We start from the raw sequence: 18,876 nt of genomic DNA, 5'->3' as shown, positions 1-18,876 counted from the left end.
GCGGACCGGGGCCGGTACGGCATCCTCCACACCGTGACGGGGCGGGGGCCGGACGGCGGAGCACGGGATCGGACGACGGCCGGAGCCGGCCTCTGGCGGTCCGACCGCCCGGTCGCGGCGCTGACCATCGCCGTCCTGCTGATGACCGGCGCCGTCATGGGCTCGGTCAACCTCCTGCTGGCCGACGTCATCCGCCCCGCGGCGCGACCGGTGTACGTCGCCACCATGGTGCTGCTGGCCGTCGTCTCCACGGCGCTGTTCCTGCGCCCGCGGATCTCCCGCTGGACGATCTTCGGCCTGGTGATGCTGGGCGACCTCATCTACCTCGTGGTGGCGCTGTCCATCCAGGACCCGCTGCGCTACGCGACGCCGCTGATGATGCTGTTCGCCGCGTTCGTCGCCGCGTGGTTCCTCGACGGCTGGATGTTCGCCCTGCACCTGCTGGTGACGCCGGTGATCGTCGCCGTCGTGCTGGTCGGGAGCTACGACAACGTGCCGGGGCTGATCGTCCAGGTGTGCGTCGACTCCGGCGTGCTGGACCTCGCGGCCGCCGGCGTCTTCCTCCTGCGCCGCCGGATCGAGCGGCTGCTCGCGGCCACCCAGGAGCAGTCCCTGCGCGACCCGCTCACCGGTCTGAGCAACCGCCGGCACCTCGAGGAGCAGGCCGCCCGCGTGTGGCGGCAGGCGCGCCGCGACGGCGTCCGGGTGACGGCGATGGTGCTCGACCTGGACCACTTCAAGCAGCTCAACGACACCCACGGCCACGCCGCCGGCGACGCCGTCCTCCGGGCCGTCTCCCAGGCGCTGGCCACGACCGTGCGTCCCCAGGACGTGCTGGCCCGGCTCGGCGGCGAGGAGCTGGCGGTGCTGGGCATGGTGGGCGACGCCGGCGAGGCACACCGGCTGGCGGAGCGGCTGCGCGCCGCCGTCGCAGGCGCCCGGACCGAGACCGGTCAGGCGGTGACCGCCTCCATCGGGATCGCCGTGGCCCGGCCGGTGGACGGCGAGGACCCGGTGGACAGCCTCTGGCGGCTCCTCGACGGCGCCGACGCCGCGATGTACCAGGCGAAGCAGGCCGGGCGCGACCGTGTCGTCGCGGTGCTGACCCCGCGCCCCCGTCCGGCGCCGGCGGTGGAGGCCGCGGCCGAGCCGGAGACACGGGCCGGATAGGCCGGACTCCCGGTTCGCCGGGTGCCGCGGGCGGTTCTCTGCTTCCCTGTCCGTGTGGTCCGTGACCTCCTGCCCGCCCGGAGCGGGGACGTCGCACGCACGGTGCCCCTGCCGTTGCGCGAGCAGGCCGACGTCCGGGACCGCTGGCTGACCGAGCGGCTGCTGGAGCTGCTGCCCGACCTGATGGACGAGGCCGGCATCGACCTCTGGCTGGTCTCCGGGCGCGAGAACGCAGAGGACCCCGTGCTCGGCACGTTGCTGCCCGCGACCTGGCTCTCCGCCCGGCGCCGCACGATCCTCGTCCTGCACCGCAGCGACGACGGGGTCACGCCGGTCGCGGTCTCGCGCTACCCGGTGGGCCAGTTCCTGCCCGCCTGGTCTGCCGACGAGGTGCCGGGGCAGTCCGCCGAGCAGTCGCAGTGGGCCGCGGTGCGGCGCTTCGTCGACCAGGCCGCGCCCCGGGCGATCGGGATCGACGTCTCCCCCGGCTGCGCCGCAGCCGACGGCCTCTCCCACTCCGACCACGGGCAGCTGGTCGAGGCCCTCGGCCCGTGGGCCGACCGGCTGGTGTCGGCCGAGACGCTCGTCGTCCGCTGGCTGGAGACCCGGTTGCCGGAGGAGGTGACGGCCCTGCGGGCGCTGGACGCCCGGATCCAGGACGTCGTCGCGGAGGCCTACTCCCCCGCCGTCCTCCGGGTCGGCGAGACCTCGGCGGCGGATCTGGCCTGGTGGCTGCGGCAGCGCCTCACCGATCTGGGGCTGGCGCCCTGGTTCCACCCGGTCGTGGACCTGCAGCGGGCCGGCGTGCCACCGGTGGCCGCACGCGGCACGCTGCTCCCGGCCGTGCCCTACGACGAGCCGGTGCAGCCCGGTGACCTGGTGCACTGCGACGTCGGTGCGTCCACCCTCGGCCTCACCGGGGACCTGCAGCGGTCGGCGTACGTGTTGCGGCCCGGGGAGACGGCGGCCCCCGCCGGGCTGGCCGACGCCTTCGCGCTGGGCACGCGGCTGCAGGACCTCACCACCGGGCAGATGCGGCCCGGCCGCACCGGCGACGAGGTCCTCGCCGCCACCCGCGCCGCCGCCGCCGCCGAGTGCATCGACGGCGAGGTCTACTCGCACCCCATCGGCGTGCACGGCCACGGCGCGGGTCCGGAGATCGGCCTGTGGGACGAGCAGGACGGCGTCCCCGGTCCGGGCGGGCACCCGCTGCGCCCGGACACGGCGTTCGCGCTCGAGCTGTGCGTGCGCGCGCCGATCCCCGAGTGGGGCGGGCAGTGCGTCCGCATGGGACTGGAGGAGGGCGTGCTCCTCACCGCCGACGGGGTGGAGTACCTGGGCGGCCGGCAGGAGGAGCTGCTGCTCCTCCCCGCCGGCTGAGCGCCCGGGCTACTTCTTCTTCGCGGAGGACTTCGCGGAGGACTTCGACGACTTCTTCTTCCGCGCCGCCGCCGTCTCCTTGGTGTTGGCCTTCTGGATGGCGTCGACCAGTTCCTTCTTCTTCATGTCCGAGCGGCCGCGGATGTCCAGCTTCTTGGCCAGCTTCAGCAGGTGCTCCTTGGTGGCGTTGGCGTCGACGCCGCCCTTGGTCTTCTTGCCGGTGCCGCGACCGCCGGCGGCCTGGGCGTCGGAGGGGCCCTTCTTGCCGCCCTCCTTGGGCTCCCAGTGGTCGCCGACCTTCTCGTGGGTGTGCTTGACCGCCGACCACGCCGTCCGGTTGGCCCGCTCCTCGTCGCCGTAGGAGTCCAGCGCGGAGTCGTGCGCCTTGGCGAAGGTCCGCTGCGCCTTCTGGTCCGACCGCTTCAGGGTGCTCGGGATCTCGCTCTTCTTCGCGGTCCCGCTCTTCGTCGTCTTCGGCATGCGCGTTCCCTACCCCGCCCGGCCCGCGGGGATCACATGTCACCCAGGAAGGGGACCAGCGCCGCGACCAGCTCGTCGGGCGCCTCCTCGGCCACGTGGTGGCCGCTGTCGATCGCGTGCCCGCCACGGAGGTCGTCGGTCCAGTCCCGCCAGATCGCGCGGGGGTCGCCGTGCAGGTCCTCGAGGTCGTCGCGGGCCGACCACAGCACCAGGGTGGGGCAGCGCACCCGACGGCCCTCGGCCCGGTCCGCCTCCTCGTGCTCCCGGTCGACGGTGAGGCCGGCGCGGTAGTCCTCGAGCATCGCCCGGACGGTGTCCGGGTCCCGGATGGCGGCGAGGAAGTCGGCGTGGTTCTGGGGTCCCATCGCCTCGGCCTTCCCGGGCGCGTGTGCGCCGTACCAGGCCTCGGGATCGGCGCCGATCGCCTGCTCGGGCTTGCCCGGCTGGGCGAAGAAGAACCAGTGCCACCACGCCGTCGCGAAGCGTGCGTCGGCGCGGTCGAGGTGCTCGACGATCGGGACGCAGTCGACGACGGCGAGGTGGGTGACCGCCTCGGGGTGGTCCAGGGCGAGCCGCAGGGCGACGTAGCTGCCCCGGTCGTGCCCGACGACGGCGAACCGCTCGGAGCCCAGCTCCCGCATGAGGGTCACCACGTCCGCGGCCATCGCTCGCTTGGACGCCTGCGCGTGGTCCGGCCGCGGCGCGGGCGCGCTCGACCGGCCGTAGCCGCGCAGGTCGGGGCAGACGACGGTGTGCCCGGCCGCCACGAGCAGCGGCGCGACCCGGTGCCAGGTCGTGTGCGTGCGCGGGTGACCGTGCAGCAGCACGACGGGCGGGCCGTCGCCGCCGACCCGCACCCTGAGGGTGACGTCGTCGGCGACGGCGACCCGCCGCTCGTCGAACTCCGCGGAGAAGCTCACGCCTGGAAGCCGCTCCAGTACGCACGTTCGGCCTCCGTGAGGGGCCGGCTGGCGTCGGTGGCGAAGTCGAACAGCACCATCACGGCGTCGGCCCGGATGGCCACCTCGCCGTCCTGGGTCAGCTCCTGGCGCACGGTGAACGACTTCGTGCCCAGCCGGAGCACCCGGGTGCGCACGCACAACCGCTCCCCCACCCGGTAGCGCAGCTGGCGGAGGTAGTCGACCTCCAGCCGCGCCAGGATGATGTCCGGCTCGCGGCCGGCCACCGTCCCCGGGCTGCCCTGTGCCATGGCCAGCCGCGCGTCCTCGAGCGGGCCCAGCGCGCGGGCGTGGTTGACGTGCCCGTAGGCGTCGGCGTCACCCCAGCGCAGCTGGACCTCGTGCTCGTGGACGCGGTGCTCGGACGGCCCGCTCAGGGCAGGTCCGCCGTCTCCTCGGAGGTGCGGTGTGCGCCCTGGGCGTCGTCGGGGTCGGCGTGCACGGTGCGCTCCTCCGACTCGGCGAGGATGACCTCGGCGGCCACCTCCTCCATGCCGCTGCCCTTCAGCGCCTCCTCCTCGGGCAGCAACTGGGCGCGGGTCTCGACGTTGTGCTCGGTGACGTTCGCCAGCGCCTCGGGGCTGGGCTCCTTCATGGTGACCACGGCGTCCTCCTCAGAAGCGCTGCTGCTCGGTGCCCAGGCCCAGGGCCTCGGCGACCTCCTGCACGTTCTCGAACGTGCGGCCGGCGGGGAGTCGCTGCAGGTCGGCGAGCACCCGGTCGGAAGGAGTGCCCTCCTGGGCCTTGGCCACCAGGGCGTCGCGGTCGGCCGGCCACACCTCCTTGCCGAGTGCCTCGGCGATGGCGGCGCGGCGATCGATGCTGCCCTGGTCGGTGCCGGGGGACGTGGCGGCCTGGTGCGGGTCGGTCACGGGGTTCCTCTCGTTCGTGGGGACGGGGGTCACTGAGCCGACGGCGTGGAGTCGTCGGTGTAGCGCAGGATGGCGGCGACCGGGATGTCGCCGGGCATGGCCGCACGCGGGACGACGACGACCGCGGCGGCCGACGCCACGGCCGCGGCGATGAGCGCGCGGTCGGCCGGGACGGCGGTCCCGTGCGTGCCGAGGGCGTCCATGTCGGTCTGGCCGACGCCGAGGACGGTGGGCGAGTCGCCGACGAGGAGCTGCTCGTCGTCGGGCCGGTCGGCCAGCACGAGCGTCTCCACCTGGCCCTTGCGCAGTGCCTCGACGACCGACGCCGTCCCGGTCACCGCGAGGCCGTGGGCGCCCGCGGAGGCGATCTTCTCCACGGTCTCGGCCTCCTCGTGGGCCTCGTGCTCGGCGACCAGCTCGGCGGCGCGGCGGTCGACCGGCTCGCGGTCGGCGCCGGCAGCGCGGCCGCCCTCGTCGATCGAGACGACGAGGTCCTTCCACGAGTCACCGGCCAGGTCGGTGAGGATCTGCCGGGCCCGGACGTCGCCGGCGACCAGCACGAAACGGGCGCCGGTACGCCGGGCGAGGGACGTGACCTCGTCGGCGACCTTGCCGGCGTTCTCCTCCCACTGGTTCTCGGCGGTGTGCATGTACGTGTTGTGGGCCCAGCCGCCGACCTTGACCTTCCGCATGTGGAAGCTGTCGCCGTCCACCTGCTCCTCCTCGTCGGGGAGGCCGCGCAGGCCGGAGACCGTGATGTCCGCACCCACCCGGTCGGCCACGACGACGAGGTGGGGCACCCGGCCGGAGGACTGCCGGAGCACCGGCAGCAGGTCCGGGGACGGCGCGTACTCGGCGACCTCCTGGCGCGGGGAGTCGGCCAGGGCCTGGTCCAGCACCACGCTGCCGTCCGCGGCCACGACCAGCGCCCGGCCCCGCAGGGTGGCGACGTCGCCGCCGTCGTTGGCCTCGAGCAGCCGGCTCCGGACCACCTCGACGACCGATTCCGGCGCGCCCTGCTCCGTGAGCCGCTCGGCGATGGCCCGGACGCGGAGGCCGAGCTCGGTGTCGGCGTTCTCGGTCGTGTGCGTGACGTCGGCGCAGACCGTGGCGAAGGGCCCGGCGGCGGTGATCACCGGCTGCAGGAAGGACACGTCCATGACGGTGGGGCAACTCCTCGGTAGCACGAGTCCGGGCGGCCGCAGGGGCTGAGCGGCGCATCCCTCGTACGAGCCGCCTACCCACCGACCTGGGCCTCACACCCCGGTGTCGTCCCCGCCGGGCCGGGGTAGGCGCCGGACATGCCGCAGCACGACGAACTGCCGATCCCCGACTACGACCACCTGCAGACCGGAGCGCTGGTCTCCCGCATCCGCACGCTGGACGCGGCGGGTCTGCAGACCCTGCTGACCTACGAGCAGGGTCACGCCAACCGCATCCAGGTGGTCCAGGCCATGAAGCACCGGCTGTCGTCGCTCGAGGCCGGAGTGCAGCCCTCCGGTGGCGACCCGGCCGCGACCGGCGCCGACGATCCGGTCGCGGCCAGCACCGGCTCGAAGGTCTCGGAGGCCACGAGTGGGCCGCCGGTCAACCCGCCGTCCCACGGCGACCCGACCAACCCCGCGCAGCCCCGCTGACCGCACCTCTCTCCCACCGACGCGTTCGAGCGCCCGGCTCAGGCGGCGCGCGTCTCCCGAAGGGAGGCGAAGACGACGACGTTGTCCTCGTAGCTCCGGGCCGAGTTGTCGAAGTCGCCGCCGCAGGTGATCAGGCGCAGCTGCGGGTCCGGGGTGTTGCCGTAGACCTCGATGGTCGGGAACTCGTCCTTGGGGTGGACCTCGACCCGGTCCACCGTGAAGACCGCCACGGTCCCGTCGGCGCGCGAGACCTCGATCGGGTCACCGGGGGTCAGCGCCCCGAGGTCGTAGAAGACGCCCGGTCCGTACTCGGCGGAGTCGACGTGACCGAGGATCACGGCCGGGCCGACGGCGCCGGGCTCCGGGCCGGGCTCGTACCAGCCGGCGCGGTCGTCCCGCTCCAGCGGGGGGACCTCGACGGTGCCGTCGGGGTTCAGGCCGAGGTCCATCAGGTCGCTGGTGACGCCGATGGTCGGGACCGCCACCGACACTGGCGCCGCGACCGGTGCGGCCTCCGCGGTCGGCGTGCCGTCGGGTGACGGCGGAGGGGGCGCGGGGTCGTCCTCGCCCGGGGATGCCGCCGAGGAGCTCGTGCCGCCCGCCGCCGGCGACGGCTGCGGCGGGGACTGCTGCCCGGTGACCAGCACGACCAGGGCGACGACCCCGATCACCGCCAGGGCGAGAGCGGCGAGGAGCCAGGTGCGAGACGAACGGCGTGCGGTCACGGGGTCCTCCGGAGGCTGGGGAGCCGGCCGGGCCGTGCCGCGCGGGAGGAGGCTCCGCGCGACACGGCGTCCGGATCAGGCCTGGTCGGTGGCCTGGCGACGGCGGTAGGCGACGGCACCGGCCGCAGCCGCGCCGACGAGCGCGGCGGCACCGACGCCCATGGCGACCTGCTGCTCCATGCCGGCGGTGCTGCCGCCACCGGTCTCCGCGCCACCCGTGGGCGCGGTGCCCATCTGGGCGGCGTCGAAGGACCCGCAGGCGGCCGGAGCGGTGGCCTCCATGGGCAGCGACGGGTCGAGGTCGCTCATGACGTCGCCGTCGTAGGTGCCGCTGCCGTCCTTGTCGACGCCGTGCAGGACCAGCACCGCGGTGCCGGCCTCGAACGACGCGGCGACGTCGGGGGTGACCTCGAAGGTGCGCTCGTAGGCGATGGTGCCGTCGGTCGGGAACCGGTCGATCGCCAGGCCGCTGTCGGGGCTGGTGTCACCCGTGGTGGTCAGCGACGAGCCGATGGCCCCGTAGTAGGGCACGCCCTCGGAGACGCTGACGAAGCCGTCGCCGTTGGTGTCGTCGGCCTCGGTCGGACACGCGCCCTGGGCACCGATGTGGAAGTGCTGCGCGTGCGGCGCACCGGCCAGCAGACCGGAGGCGTTGATCATGACCGTGGCGGTGGTGCCGTCGATGGTCACCATGCCGGTGCCGCTGACGCCGGACTCGTTGAGCGCACCGAGGTCCGCCTGGTAGCTGTGCGCGCCCTCGTGGGCGGAGGCGCCGGTCATCGTCAGGAGCGGGAACGCCGCCGCGGCCAGGGCGACGGTGGGGAGTGCGAGTGCCTTGCGCATGGACTTCTCCTGGGGTTGAGAGGTGTGCACCGACGTCGCAGGGACGAGGGCGGTCCCGGCGCGGGCTGTTGCCGCGACCGGTCGGTCCGGCCGGCGCGTGGGGTGCGTCGACCGCGGTTCGGGCCCGGGGAAGGGGCCGGACGGCGACTCCGGCCCGGGGGCTCGACTGCCGTCTCTGCGGGGTCTTCGGCGACCGGGTCGGGATCGGTTCACCGCGACGTGTCCCCTGGTCCCCGCAGCACCGCCGAACCGGCGGGCCGTCGGCGTGCGAAGGCCGGACATGAGCCGACGACCCCCCGCCCCGGGAACACCTCTCCGGCGACTGCTGTCGACGCTCGCGCTCGGCACCGCGCTCTCCGTGGTGCTGGTCGGACTCGGCATCCCCGCCGCCTCGGCGCACGACGCGCTCACCGGCGCCACGCCGGCGGACGGCTCGTCGGTGACCACCGCGCCGGCGGAGGTGGCGCTGGAGTTCTCCGGTGTCGTCCAGGAGCTGGGCGCGGAGGTGGCCGTGACCGGACCGGACGGCACGGATGCGACCCGGGGAGCGGCCGAGGTCGTCGGCACGACCCTGACCCAGCCCCTCACCGCCGACCTGCCCGCCGGCGCCTACTCCGTCGCCTGGCGGGTGACCTCCGCCGACGGTCACCCCGTCTCCGGGACGCTGTCCTTCACCGTGGCCGGGGACCCGACCGGCACCCCGGCGCCGGTCAGCGAGGCCTCGGCCGGGCAGCCGGCCGGCTCGTCGTCGTCCGGCCTGGTCATCGGCCTCGGCGCCGCGGCGGTGCTCCTGCTCGCCCTCGTCCTGGGCGCCCGGCAGCTGCGCGGCCGCCGGTGACCGCCCTCCTCCCCGCGCCCGTCGTCGAGGGGACGGCGCCGGCGCGGCGGTCGACCGCGGGGCTGGGTGCCGCCGCCGGGCTCGGCCTGGGTGCCGTCCTGGTCCTCGCGCTCGTCGTGGGCGGCGCCGCCCCCACCTCGCCCGCCCCCGGCCTCTCCGCGCCCGGGCCGCTGGTCGACTGGGGTCTGCCGGTCGTGACGCTCGCCGTCCGGATCGCCGCGCTGGGCACGGTCGGCGCGCTGCTGTTCGCCGCCGTGCTGCTGCCCGGCCGGGTGCTGCCGGGCGCGTCGCGGCGCGCCGTCCGCGCCGCCTCCTGGTGGGCCGCCGCCTGGGGCGTGGCCGCCGTCGTGCAGGCCGTCCTGGCCCTCGCCCGGCTGGTGGGGGTGCCGCCGGGCCGGCTGACCGCGGAGTCGGCCCGGGTGTTCCTGGCCTCCGCGCCGGCCGGTGACGCCCTGTTCGGCTCGGTCGCCGCGGCCGTCGTCGTCGCGGTCGGGGCCCGGCGGTGCACCGGCTCCGGGACCGCCGGGGTGCTGCTGGTCGTCGCCGCCGCGGCGGGCCTGGTCTTCCCGACCGTGCTGACCGGTCACTCCGCCGCGGCCGAGGACCACCTGCTGACGACGGCCACGCTCGCCGTGCACGTGGTGGCCGCCTGCGTCTGGGTCAGCGGGCTGCTGGCCGTCCTGCTCCACGGGCGCGACGGCGCGGTCCTCCCCCGCGTCGCCGGCCGGTTCAGCGCCGTGGCGCTGGTCGCCGCGACCGCCGTCGGCGGCTCGGGCCTGCTCGCCGGCTGGCTGGTTCTCGCCGAGGGTGCCGGCCTCCTGGCCGGGCTCGCCTCGGGCTACGGCGTGCTGCTCGTCGGCAAGACGCTCGCCCTGGCGGCGCTGCTCGCCCTCGGCCGGCACCACCGCCGGCGCACGCTGCCCCGGCTCGCGGGGGGCGCGACCGGGAGCTTCCGCCGGTTCGCCGCCGTCGAGGTCGCCGTCATGCTGGCGACGGTCGCGCTGGCCGTCGCGCTCGCGGCCTCCCCGCCCCCTGCCGCGGCCGCGCCGCCGGCGGGGACCGCCGCGGCGGCGACCGGTCCGGCGCCGGCCGCGGACCCGGCGGAGGAGTTCAGCCCGCCGCCCGGGCACGACCACGGCGACCTGGTCGTGCCGGTCCTGGTCGACCCCGGTGGCTTCACCGTGACCGAGCCGGTGACGGCCGGCGCCGTGGTGACCGTGCACAACCCGACCGACACCGACGTCACCCTCACCGCCGAGGACGGCTCGTTCGACGCCGTCATCCCCTCCGGGTCCCTGACCTCGTTCCCGGCACCGGGGACACCGGGCAGCTACCCCTTCACCAGCCGGCACTCGGCGGAGTTCACCGGCGTCCTCGAGGTCCGCTGACGCCGGTCAGCCGACCGGCACGCCGGCGAGTCCGGCGGCGAGGCCGACGAGGGCGCAGACGCCGAGGGTGCGCAGCACCGACCAGCGCAGCCGGAACAGCAGCACCGCGGCCAGGACGGCGATCGCGACGGCCAGCCACCGCACCGAACCGGGCTCCGGCAGCTCCAGGCCCAGCGGGCCCCACTCGAGGCGCGAGCTGTCGCCGAAGAGCGTGTGGACGGCGAAGTAGACGCCGAGGTTCGCGATGACCCCGACGACGGCGGCGGTGATGCCGGTCAGCGCCGCCGACAGCGACCGGTTGCCCCGGAGCCGCTCCATGTAGGGGGCGCCGAGCAGCACGAACAGGAAGCTCGGCACGAACGTCACCCAGGTGACCAGCAGCGAGGCCAGGACGGCGGCCGCCCACGGGTCGAGCGAGCCCGGATCCCGGTAGGCACCCAGGAACGCGACGAACTGGACGACCATGATCAGCGGCCCCGGCGTGGTCTCCGCCAGCGCGAGACCGCGGACCATCTCCCCCGGCGCCAGCCAGCCGTACACCGACACCGCCTGCTGGGCGACGTAGGCGAGCACCGCGTAGGCACCGCCGAAGGTCACCACCGCCGTGCCCGAGAAGAACAGCGCCTGCTCGGTGAGGACGCCGCCGGTGCCGAGCAGCGCGACGAGCCCGATCGGCAGGCCCCACAGCAGCAGCCCGGCGAGCAGCACGCGCAGGGTCCGGCGGGTCGAGGGCGCCTCGGTGTGCAGGACGTCGTCCGAGACGACCGGCGGCGGACCGGAGTCGGTGGCCTCCGCCGCCCGCTCGGGCAGCGCGTCCGGCCGGAGCCGGCCCAGCGTCCAGCCGGCGAGCCCGGCCACCGCGACGACGACCGGGAAGGGCACCCCGAACAGAGCCAGCGCGAGGAAGGACGCGACGGCGATGGCGACGAGCGCTGGGCCGTTCAGCGCCTTCTTCGCCACCCGGACCACCGCCTGGACGACGATCGCGACCACGGCGGGCGCGAGGCCGGCGAAGAGCGCGAGGACCGCGGTCGTCGTCCCGAAGGCGACGTAGACCGCCGAGAGGGCGAGCAGGGCGACCACACCGGGGAGCACGAACAGTCCGCCGGCGACCAGCCCGCCCCGGGTGCCGTGCAGCAGCCAGCCGACGTAGGTGGCCAGCTGCTGGGCCTCCGGGCCGGGCAGCAGCATGCAGTAGTTCATGGCGTGCAGGAACCGGCGCTGCCCGATCCAGCGCTTCTCGTCGACGAGCGTGCGCTGCATGACCGCGATCTGGCCGGCCGGTCCGCCGAAGGTCTGCAGCGAGATCAGGAACCAGGCGCGGACGGCGGTGCGGAAGGGGATCACCGGTGCGGGCACCACCTGGTCGCTCATCGCGGGCAGCGTAGGCAGCGGAGGTGAACGGAGGGTGGCCGCCCCCGCGCGGGCAGCGCCGGGCCGGGGAGCGGAGCTCTGAACCCGGACCGGTGCCTGGCCGAGGAGTTCCCCCTCCACCCGGTCAGGCGTGGCGCTGCGCCACCGCGGTGACGTCCCGTCGATGGTCCACCCGGCGCGCGGAGCGCGCATCCCGAGGGCCGGCGCGCGGACCCCGGCGGGGGCGACGGACGAGTCGGCCTGTACGCCGGGAACGGTACGTCGACGTTCTGCCGAATATGGAGATCGACGGATTTGTGCGCTGAGCTGCGGTTTTCCAGTTGGACGCCGTTGGCGGGGGATGGTCTGAGTCGGAGAAGTTGCGGACAATCTGCGGACTGGCTGCGGGCTCAGGACTCCTGGGCGAGGGGCGATCCCGACGGCGTTGGTGACGGCGACCCCGCTCCACAGCCGGCCGAGGATGCCGGCTTCGACGGGTCGCCGGAAGGGCGCTGCGCGTCCCTGCGGGATGGGCCTGCGGCCCACCCTTCCCCCGACCCGTCGCAGCCGGATGAGAGCCGGTTGTGGGGAACGGCCAGGAGACTGTGGACTGTGATGACCTGACCGGTTACTCCGGGTCACTCAAAGCTCCGGGATCACCAGTCAGGTCATCACCACCCGGGGATCGCCGCGCGGGACGCGTACAAGGGGATCCCCAACTGGCAATGGCGGAACTCGGCCGCAAGCTGGTCAGCAAGAGCCAGCGGTCACCGATGGCCGTTCGCCTAGCGGACGGCGGTTCAAGTCGCCGACCGCGTCGAATCGCCCACCAAAGACGCAGCGGCTGATCACGCGGTCGTCGTCGGCGGGGCAACTCTGCACAATCCGCTTTCCCGGAGACTGTCGGAGGCCTGCGACAAGATGGATGACATGGACAGCGAGGACGCTCCGGAGGTCGCGGACCCCGTGGAAGCCCTGAATGCCTCGGTCGACCGGCCCGAGGGGCCGTGGGTCATGCCACGCGAGTACGACATCGGCGGGGTGCGCTGGTTCAGCGACGCTTCGCGGGAACTGGCCCGCGCTCTCCACCCGCTGCTGGCGCAGGTGACCCGCGAGGAATTGGCTGAGGGGCCACCGCCGCAGACCGAGGGCGCTCCGCTCCCGGAAGAGGCGTCGTCGCTCTACCGCCCGATGGCCATCCGGCACGAGTGGACGGTGTCGATCGAGGACGTGGCGGCGTTCAACCGGGACCAGTTTCTGGCAGACCTGTACGCGCTTGCCGACTCGATGGGCGGGCAGATGGTCCGCGGCATGCTGAGCACATCTCCGCCGTGACCGAGGAGCACGGCAACACCATCGACGCCGGGGGCCGTGACTTCTTCGACGTGGTCGCCGAAACCCTGGAGACGATTGAAATGACCTTCGATGACGAGGGTCGCCCCAACCTCACGATCGTCATGCACCCGGATCAGGCCGAGAAGTTGCGCGACAAGCAACCCACGCCCGAGCAGGAAGCGCGCCTCGACGCGATCCTGGAACGACGAAAGGAGGAGTGGCTTGCTTCGCGACGTCGTCGGGACCTTCCTTGACACCCTCACCGAGCGCGAGTTCGACGGCCCTCTGCTGGCACTCCTCCACGCTCGCGGCTTCACCGACATCCACTTCATCCACGGTGCCTTTGAGTTTGGGAAGGACGTCCTGGCCAAGAAGACCGACCCGGAAACGGGCGAGACACGGCAGTACGTCATCCAGTCCAAGGCCGGGGACATCGGCCAGCCGGAGTGGCGCGCGGTCCGCCCGCAGTTGGAGGAGTGCGAGTACAACACCGTCGGGCACCCGTCCTTCGATCCTGACCTCCCGCGCGTCGCGGTGCTGGTCACGACTGGCCGCCTGAAGGGCGCAGCCCCAACCGACGTCACCGAGTACCGCAAGTCGGTGGAGGCCAGGGGTCTCGCAGACCTGGAGATCTGGGAGAAGCCCGACCTCGTTGAGTGCCTGTGCGACGACCCGATCGTTGACGTGGCCGGAGACGAGGTACAGGCCGACCTCATGGGGATGCTGACGTCCGTGCGGGACGGCGGAGTCACCGACCGGCGCATCGAGATGTACACGCGGCGCTGGCTCCCGCCGACGGGCGCCGCCCCGCGCGCGTCGGTTGAGGCCGCGATCCTCGTCAATGCGCTGCTGCGGACCAAGCGGCTCGACCTAGCGATGAGCGTCGGCCTCCAGCTCGTCCGCGCGACCGAGCACGATCCTGCTGCTTCCGGCGACGCGAAATCGGCGGCGAAGCGGTTGGTTCTCGGACTGGCCTTGCAGATCTGCGACCAGACCGAGCCCTTGCTAAAGGACCCGCTCGACTTCGTTCGTTCAACGGTGAGCCAGTTGGCCATGTTGACGTACCCGGTGATCTGCTGCCGGGTGGCGGAAGCCCTCGCCCTCGGGCTGGCGCTGGCTCGAGAGGACGGGGACGGCGACGCGGCTACCCGGTTCGAGGAGGCGCTGCGCGGCTTGGCCAAGCAGCCCGGCGCCGCCCGGCCAGTTGGTGACCTCTTCGCGCCCTCGGTCGTCGCCGTCACCGTGATGCTCGCAACCTTCGACCCCATGGCGGCCAAGGCGTACCTCGGTCGGGTGGCGCGCTGGTTACTCGATCGATACGACGAGGATCTGGCCGGCCTCGGGTTGGCGTCTCTCGCTGAGGATGAGGAAAAGACCGCAGAGCGTCTGCTTGCGGGCTCGCTCGCGAGCACGACGATGGAGCGCCGGACGTCGAGTTACCTCGCCACCGTCGTCCTGGACCTCGCTCGCCACCTTGGAGACAAGGACTTGTACGAGGGTGTGCGCGACAACATCAACGCACTTCGCGTCGTTCCGCAGGCGACGAGCGCCGACGAGGGCAAGGCCCGGTGGAAACGGGGTGGCACAGACGTGTGGCCGCTGCCACGGGTCGAGTTCGAGCCGTGGGGTGTGCAGAGCGCGAGGTCACTCTTGAGCGCGCCAGTAGAGCCGGTGTTGTCCCTGATATTGGCATCAGCCTGTCGCTCGCGACACTACCCCGGTGGCTGGAGTGGCTTGACGTGATTGCCGCCGCGGGTTGGCAACAAGGATGTGCCCCCGGTCATCTCACACCTACGTTGACGCTCAATCTCGCGGAGGGAGTCTTCTTTGAGTTCGGAGGAGTCCGACATCGATCCGTCATGGTGGGCGGAAGCGTTTGCCAACTCGGACGATGACGGTCCCCGTCGCGTCGTTGAGCTTGCGAGCATGCGAATCGCAGACCTGGCGAAGGCCGCGCCTGCCGACAGCCTCCAGCGTGCCGTCCTAATCGCCTTGCACTTGGCAACCTCATCGATGCTCCGCCCCGAAGACTGGGATGAGCCGTTCAAGCCGATGATGGTGTGGGATGGCAAGCGCTCAGCGCTGCCAGACGATCTAGACGAGGCGCAACTCGACTTGCTGCGCCGCACCCTCCCGCTAGTCGAACAGCGGCCCATGCGAGCAAGGCTCGCCGATATCCTTTGGATGGCCGATCGCTCGGATCACGCCATGCTCGGACTGGCGATTGACACGTACCGCGCCGCTTCCCTTGATCCGGACGAGTGGCACCGAAACGGACACGCCGAATGGCAACGCGCGATTGAGCTCGCACGCCGCCGCGGTCGAGCAGAATTGGCGAGACTCCAGGAAATAAGCGCAGCCCTACACGCCCGCATCCTGAGCGGCGACCGCAGCGACGGGTTCGTGCTGTGCGACATGTCCGACATGCTGAAGCGATGTGCCAGCATGGATCCGCCTGAGCGCACCGCCTTGGCCGCAAAGTTCGTCGAACTTGCCGCAGCCGCCGCCGACGACGACAAGGCTCGTCTGGCACGACACCTGGAGCGTGCAGCCCAGCAGTGGCTGGCGTCCGTGGATGACCAACAGGGAGTGCACGCTTCATTAGAGCGCGTCGCCGATCTCTACGTCGCGGAGGCCGACGAACGACTGGCATCCGACAGTGGGGCAGCGATCGCCGCCGACCACTTCCTGGAGAAGGCGATCGCGACACTACGTACACTTCCCCGCAGCTACCGGATTGAGCATGGACACGACCATCGGCTCAGGGAACTCCGACAGCGCTTAGAGGACAGCCGCGAACTGGCACTCGAGTCCATGATGCGGATATCGACCGGCCCCATCGATCTCACCGAAGCGGTCATCGAGACCCGGCGCCGCGTATCAGGTCTCGCAGAGCTCGAGGCGTTGGTCGCGATGGCAACGATTTACCCGCTCACGGACGTCGCACGAGCCCGCGCGCACGCCGAAGAACTTGCCGAAGGCTCGCTCCGACACCTCCTCGGCAACGTCACCTACAGCTCCGACGGTCGGAAGGTCGCCTCCTCCGACGGCGCGGTCGACCATGCGGAGGCTGCCATTCAGTCCGACATGAGTCGGACGCTCCAGATATCGACCGGAATCGCGGTCACCGGCTTCATCATCCCTGCACACGAGGTTGTGACTTTCGAGCACCGGTACAACTTCGGTTTCCTGCAACGCGTATGCGCCGAGTCCCCCCTCGTACCGTCGGGACACGAGGATCTCTGGGCCCGCGGCCTCCGCCACGGCCTGAACGGCGACTTCGCCTCCGCCGCGGCCGTCCTAGTCCCTCAGATCGAACAACTGATCCGGGGCGTCCTCAAGCGCCGAGGGGTGCACACGCTGTTCGTTGACGCATACGGCGTGGAGTCGGAGAAGAGCCTGCCCTCGCTGCTTTCCATGCCGGAGACAGCGCAGATCCTCGGTGAGTCGCTCCAGTTCGAACTCCAGGCGATGCTGGTTGAACAGAATGGCCCCAATTTGCGACACAACGCCGCTCATGGACTGTTGGACGACGCCCAAGCGTGGAGCGCATCTTCGGTTTACGTTTGGTGGCTATGTCTGAAGTTGGTGGTCGTGCCCCTCTGGAACATGACGCAGCCAGCCAAGGACGAGGCGTCTGACGTAGGGGACTCCCCAGCTACGTCGGGCAGTGGCTCCGACACTCCGCCTGGCTCGTAGCGTCCCAGATTCGTTGCCACCACGCCGTCTCTACACCGCGACAGCGCACCAATCCTGTTGCTCAGTCGCGCCTCATGATCCCTGAAAGGCTCCAGTGGGGGGTGACACTCCTTGCAATGGCTGGGAGACCATTGGGGAGCCCTAGTACGCGCGGTAGCCCGACCGACCCGAGCAAGGATAACCCCAGCGATCCTTATGCGGATTCAGTCTGGTGCTGCTCGTCTTACGGGTGAAGCGCTTCCCGCAGTACGGACACTCGACCGTAAACGTCACACCCCCAGAACTCCGCGCGGCTCTGCCAGCAGCGGGAAACCGAGAGGAACTGCGCCCGGCGAAGGTGCTGACCCCTCCGCGCGTAGGCGCCTTGGACAACTCAACTTGGAATCGCGGCTGGAAGGCGATATCCGTATTAGCCATACCTTGGATACCGCTCCGAATGAACGACTTAATCCCAGGGCCAGTTCGTCCACCGGTGCGGTCGTACGCCCAGAAGTACTCTTGCGCGATACCGTCGCTCCGCCTGAGGGTGTAGGCGAGCGAATACGGCTCCACCAGCCGCTCGCGCCCTTGGTAAACCAGGCGCAGAAGGGTGAGGTCAGTGGCCGCCTGCAGGATGGCGTTACGGAGCTGGGGCGGGAAGTAGGCAGGCGCGTGTCCCGCGCCGTATCTGAACGGAGCAAACAGACTGGCGACGCCGGCCTTGAGTGTCTCGAGAGCATGGTCGAAAGAGAACAGAGATGCCTTCGGACAAACGATCTTTGACCAGTATTGACTCAACAGGTCGAGCGGCGTGTTGATCAGGACGTCCCGGGCCGTAACGGGGCTCCGCTCGAAGGCGCTCTTCCGAAGGAAGGTATGCACAACCTCGCCTCGATTCACGGGCAGATCCGACCGTACGAAGAGTCCATATACGAGGTCGAAGAGGTCATAGGCGTACCTGCGCGAGATGAGACACGCCAGCTTATCTGCCAGCGCCTCCTCCAGTTTCACGACCTTGACGTCGACGGCACAGTCGGCGGCATCGGAGTACGGGTGGATAAGGCTGCGGGTTTGAACGGGCAAGTGCAGGCGGTCGCCCTCAGTGACATCCAGGCGGACCTTGAGCGTCAGGTGGTCCGCATGGCCGCTGAAGTCGTTGAAGTACAAGCGCATCTTGTAGACGCGCTTGCTTGCGTCGATGAGCTGCTCTTTGACGATGGCGTTGCGGTCAAGATCGAACCGGACGCCTGTCCTGGCGTGCACGAGGGTGCAAACAGAGTTGAACCGAGTGAGTAGCTGCTCAGGATCAAGGACCCCTCGCGTCGAGAAGTCGAGGTCGTCCGAGAACCGAGTCTCAGGCAGCCAGGCCTTGCGGAGTGCGTTTCCGCCCTTGAGTACGAGTCCGTCGCTGGAGTCTTGGAAGAGACCGCTGAGGAGCCAGCCGAAGACGTAGTCACGCTGTACGTCGCTGATATGGAGTCCGAACTCCTCGGACTTCTCAACCAGCTCCTCCCGCTCGATCATGGTTCGCTCCGGGGTGGTCGGCACATTCTCTTGACATCAGCGTCGCACCGGACGCCTCCTCTGGACGCCGCGGCTCGCGGGCGCCGAGGGGCCGAGGCCGAAGGCCGGCCAAATACTGCTCTGGTGGCACCGGCGCCAGAGGCAGGCTGGGGTCACGAAGTCGGCATGCATCCATAGTTCAGCGGCGAACTCGTGCGCTTGCACGGTGGCAGGGGTACCCCCCGCGCCAAGGCGACCACCCGCCGCCTTCGGCAGGCGGCGCGCCCAGCGAGGCCCGCTGACCCCAGTCGCCTACCGTCAAGGTCGCATCCTGTGGGCACCCCACGACGAGAGGCGCACCCATGACCCAGCAGGGCCCCAACTTCCACGGCGACGCCGGCCGTCAGTTCGGCGCCATGGCAGCCCTCGAAGAGAGCATCGCCCAGGTCCGCCGGGACTACGCCGGGCAACCCGAGACCGAGGTTCTCGCCGAACTGCGACGCGTCCACGACGACATGGGTCTGCAGCTGGACCCGGACGGCGGGCGGGCGCTCGCCCGGGACATCGCGGCCGGCTAACACCGACACGGCGGAGGGGACGCCGTGGCCCGCATGGGGCGGATAACCGGGACATCCCGCCGGCCACTGGCAGCCTCGTCATCCGGCTGTCGCTCAACGTCCACGCCCCCGGGTCGCAGGCGGCCCCGTGACGCGAG

The 18,876-nt window shown here is 71.7% G+C and carries 20 protein-coding genes; 10 read left to right on the top strand and 10 right to left on the bottom strand.

Translation table 11 applies throughout. The features are described from left to right. Positions 1 to 33 precede the first annotated feature (33 nt). Positions 34 to 1,170: a diguanylate cyclase gene (locus DQ240_RS11380; protein WP_233498644.1), complete on the top strand. Its 1,137-nt coding sequence runs from the start codon at positions 34 to 36 to the stop codon at positions 1,168 to 1,170. A 54-nt stretch (positions 1,171 to 1,224) separates the two neighbouring features. Beyond that, positions 1,225 to 2,550 (top strand): M24 family metallopeptidase, encoded by a 1,326-nt coding sequence (locus DQ240_RS11375; RefSeq protein WP_233498643.1) that lies wholly within the window; start codon positions 1,225 to 1,227, stop codon positions 2,548 to 2,550. A gap of 9 nt (positions 2,551 to 2,559) precedes the next feature. Here DQ240_RS11375 and DQ240_RS11370 read toward each other — a convergent pair whose 3' ends face one another. From DQ240_RS11370 to DQ240_RS11345, 6 genes are read right to left on the bottom strand one after another with little or no spacing between them, the layout of a single operon-like run. Next, positions 2,560 to 3,030 carry a ChaB family protein gene (locus tag DQ240_RS11370; RefSeq protein WP_113839715.1) on the bottom strand — a complete coding sequence of 157 codons (471 nt, stop codon included), beginning with the start codon at positions 3,028 to 3,030 and terminating at the stop codon, positions 2,560 to 2,562. A gap of 32 nt (positions 3,031 to 3,062) precedes the next feature. Then, positions 3,063 to 3,950, bottom strand: coding sequence for an alpha/beta fold hydrolase (locus tag DQ240_RS11365; protein WP_113839714.1), 888 nt, complete (start codon positions 3,948 to 3,950; stop codon positions 3,063 to 3,065). Then, complete coding sequence (locus DQ240_RS11360; protein ID WP_255410895.1) at positions 3,947 to 4,321, bottom strand: thioesterase family protein; 375 nt, start codon at positions 4,319 to 4,321, stop codon at positions 3,947 to 3,949. Before DQ240_RS11360 ends, DQ240_RS11365 begins: the two co-directional genes overlap by 4 nt. Positions 4,322 to 4,362: 41 nt before the next feature. Continuing rightward, positions 4,363 to 4,584, bottom strand: coding sequence for a hypothetical protein (locus DQ240_RS11355; RefSeq protein WP_233498650.1), 222 nt, complete (start codon positions 4,582 to 4,584; stop codon positions 4,363 to 4,365). 19 nt (positions 4,585 to 4,603) lie between these two features. Beyond that, positions 4,604 to 4,861 carry a DUF2795 domain-containing protein gene (locus DQ240_RS11350; protein ID WP_113839711.1) on the bottom strand — a complete coding sequence of 86 codons (258 nt, stop codon included), beginning with the start codon at positions 4,859 to 4,861 and terminating at the stop codon, positions 4,604 to 4,606. 29 nt (positions 4,862 to 4,890) lie between these two features. Beyond that, positions 4,891 to 6,021, bottom strand: coding sequence for a Vms1/Ankzf1 family peptidyl-tRNA hydrolase (locus tag DQ240_RS11345; RefSeq protein ID WP_113839710.1), 1,131 nt, complete (start codon positions 6,019 to 6,021; stop codon positions 4,891 to 4,893). Positions 6,022 to 6,162: 141 nt separating this feature from the next. Between DQ240_RS11345 and DQ240_RS11340 the strand changes: the two genes are divergently transcribed. Continuing rightward, complete coding sequence (locus DQ240_RS11340) at positions 6,163 to 6,498, top strand: hypothetical protein (RefSeq protein WP_113839709.1); 336 nt, start codon at positions 6,163 to 6,165, stop codon at positions 6,496 to 6,498. A gap of 38 nt (positions 6,499 to 6,536) precedes the next feature. Here DQ240_RS11340 and DQ240_RS23125 read toward each other — a convergent pair whose 3' ends face one another. Then, positions 6,537 to 7,223 (bottom strand): class F sortase, encoded by a 687-nt coding sequence (locus tag DQ240_RS23125; protein ID WP_233498642.1) that lies wholly within the window; start codon positions 7,221 to 7,223, stop codon positions 6,537 to 6,539. A 75-nt stretch (positions 7,224 to 7,298) separates the two neighbouring features. Continuing rightward, on the bottom strand, positions 7,299 to 8,066 hold the full coding sequence (locus DQ240_RS11330) for a hypothetical protein (protein WP_113839708.1): 768 nt from the start codon (positions 8,064 to 8,066) through the stop codon (positions 7,299 to 7,301). A gap of 280 nt (positions 8,067 to 8,346) precedes the next feature. On the opposite strand from DQ240_RS11330, the gene DQ240_RS11325 reads away from it, so the two are divergent. After that, on the top strand, positions 8,347 to 8,904 hold the full coding sequence (locus tag DQ240_RS11325) for a copper resistance CopC family protein (RefSeq protein ID WP_113839707.1): 558 nt from the start codon (positions 8,347 to 8,349) through the stop codon (positions 8,902 to 8,904). After that, positions 8,901 to 10,292, top strand: a complete 1,392-nt coding sequence (locus DQ240_RS11320; RefSeq protein WP_113839706.1) for a CopD family protein — start codon at positions 8,901 to 8,903, stop codon at positions 10,290 to 10,292. The genes DQ240_RS11325 and DQ240_RS11320 overlap by 4 nt, the downstream gene beginning before the upstream one ends. A gap of 6 nt (positions 10,293 to 10,298) precedes the next feature. Here the strand turns inward: DQ240_RS11320 and chrA are convergent, their stop codons facing one another. Then, positions 10,299 to 11,666 carry a chromate efflux transporter gene (chrA, locus tag DQ240_RS11315; protein WP_113839705.1) on the bottom strand — a complete coding sequence of 456 codons (1,368 nt, stop codon included), beginning with the start codon at positions 11,664 to 11,666 and terminating at the stop codon, positions 10,299 to 10,301. A gap of 909 nt (positions 11,667 to 12,575) precedes the next feature. On the opposite strand from chrA, the gene DQ240_RS11310 reads away from it, so the two are divergent. The 4 genes from DQ240_RS11310 (at position 12,576) to DQ240_RS11295 (ending at position 16,679) form a co-directional block, all read left to right on the top strand. Next, on the top strand, positions 12,576 to 12,980 hold the full coding sequence (locus tag DQ240_RS11310; RefSeq protein WP_147261978.1) for a hypothetical protein: 405 nt from the start codon (positions 12,576 to 12,578) through the stop codon (positions 12,978 to 12,980). After that, positions 12,977 to 13,234: a hypothetical protein gene (locus DQ240_RS11305; RefSeq protein ID WP_113839703.1), complete on the top strand. Its 258-nt coding sequence runs from the start codon at positions 12,977 to 12,979 to the stop codon at positions 13,232 to 13,234. Before DQ240_RS11310 ends, DQ240_RS11305 begins: the two co-directional genes overlap by 4 nt. After that, positions 13,203 to 14,723, top strand: coding sequence for a hypothetical protein (locus DQ240_RS11300; RefSeq protein WP_113839702.1), 1,521 nt, complete (start codon positions 13,203 to 13,205; stop codon positions 14,721 to 14,723). Before DQ240_RS11305 ends, DQ240_RS11300 begins: the two co-directional genes overlap by 32 nt. An 84-nt stretch (positions 14,724 to 14,807) precedes the next feature. Continuing rightward, entirely contained in the window at positions 14,808 to 16,679 is a 1,872-nt protein-coding gene (locus tag DQ240_RS11295; RefSeq protein WP_158548644.1) for a DUF4209 domain-containing protein, read from the top strand. A 141-nt stretch (positions 16,680 to 16,820) separates the two neighbouring features. On the opposite strand, the gene DQ240_RS11290 is transcribed toward DQ240_RS11295, so the two are convergent. Beyond that, positions 16,821 to 18,182: a nucleotidyl transferase AbiEii/AbiGii toxin family protein gene (locus DQ240_RS11290; protein ID WP_147261977.1), complete on the bottom strand. Its 1,362-nt coding sequence runs from the start codon at positions 18,180 to 18,182 to the stop codon at positions 16,821 to 16,823. Between the two features lie 341 nt (positions 18,183 to 18,523). Here DQ240_RS11290 and DQ240_RS11285 point away from each other — a divergent pair, with 341 nt between their 5' ends. Beyond that, positions 18,524 to 18,739 carry a hypothetical protein gene (locus DQ240_RS11285; RefSeq protein ID WP_113839699.1) on the top strand — a complete coding sequence of 72 codons (216 nt, stop codon included), beginning with the start codon at positions 18,524 to 18,526 and terminating at the stop codon, positions 18,737 to 18,739. Positions 18,740 to 18,876: the final 137 nt, after the last annotated feature.

Source organism: Blastococcus sp. TF02A-26, from assembly GCF_003319125.1.
GTDB lineage: Bacteria > Actinomycetota > Actinomycetes > Mycobacteriales > Geodermatophilaceae > Trujillonella.
This window is presented reverse-complemented; position numbering and strand designations above follow the sequence as displayed.

Coding starts and splice junctions, on each gene's coding strand:
- DQ240_RS11370 (WP_113839715.1), bottom strand. CDS start 3,030: ATGCCGAAGACGACGAAGAGCGGGACCGCGAAGAAGAGCGAGATCCCG.
- DQ240_RS11355 (WP_233498650.1), bottom strand. CDS start 4,584: ATGAAGGAGCCCAGCCCCGAGGCGCTGGCGAACGTCACCGAGCACAAC.
- DQ240_RS11345 (WP_113839710.1), bottom strand. CDS start 6,021: ATGGACGTGTCCTTCCTGCAGCCGGTGATCACCGCCGCCGGGCCCTTC.
- DQ240_RS11340 (WP_113839709.1), top strand. CDS start 6,163: ATGCCGCAGCACGACGAACTGCCGATCCCCGACTACGACCACCTGCAG.
- DQ240_RS11330 (WP_113839708.1), bottom strand. CDS start 8,066: ATGCGCAAGGCACTCGCACTCCCCACCGTCGCCCTGGCCGCGGCGGCG.
- DQ240_RS11325 (WP_113839707.1), top strand. CDS start 8,347: ATGAGCCGACGACCCCCCGCCCCGGGAACACCTCTCCGGCGACTGCTG.
- chrA (WP_113839705.1), bottom strand. CDS start 11,666: ATGAGCGACCAGGTGGTGCCCGCACCGGTGATCCCCTTCCGCACCGCC.
- DQ240_RS11310 (WP_147261978.1), top strand. CDS start 12,576: ATGGACAGCGAGGACGCTCCGGAGGTCGCGGACCCCGTGGAAGCCCTG.
- DQ240_RS11290 (WP_147261977.1), bottom strand. CDS start 18,182: ATGATCGAGCGGGAGGAGCTGGTTGAGAAGTCCGAGGAGTTCGGACTC.
- DQ240_RS11285 (WP_113839699.1), top strand. CDS start 18,524: ATGACCCAGCAGGGCCCCAACTTCCACGGCGACGCCGGCCGTCAGTTC.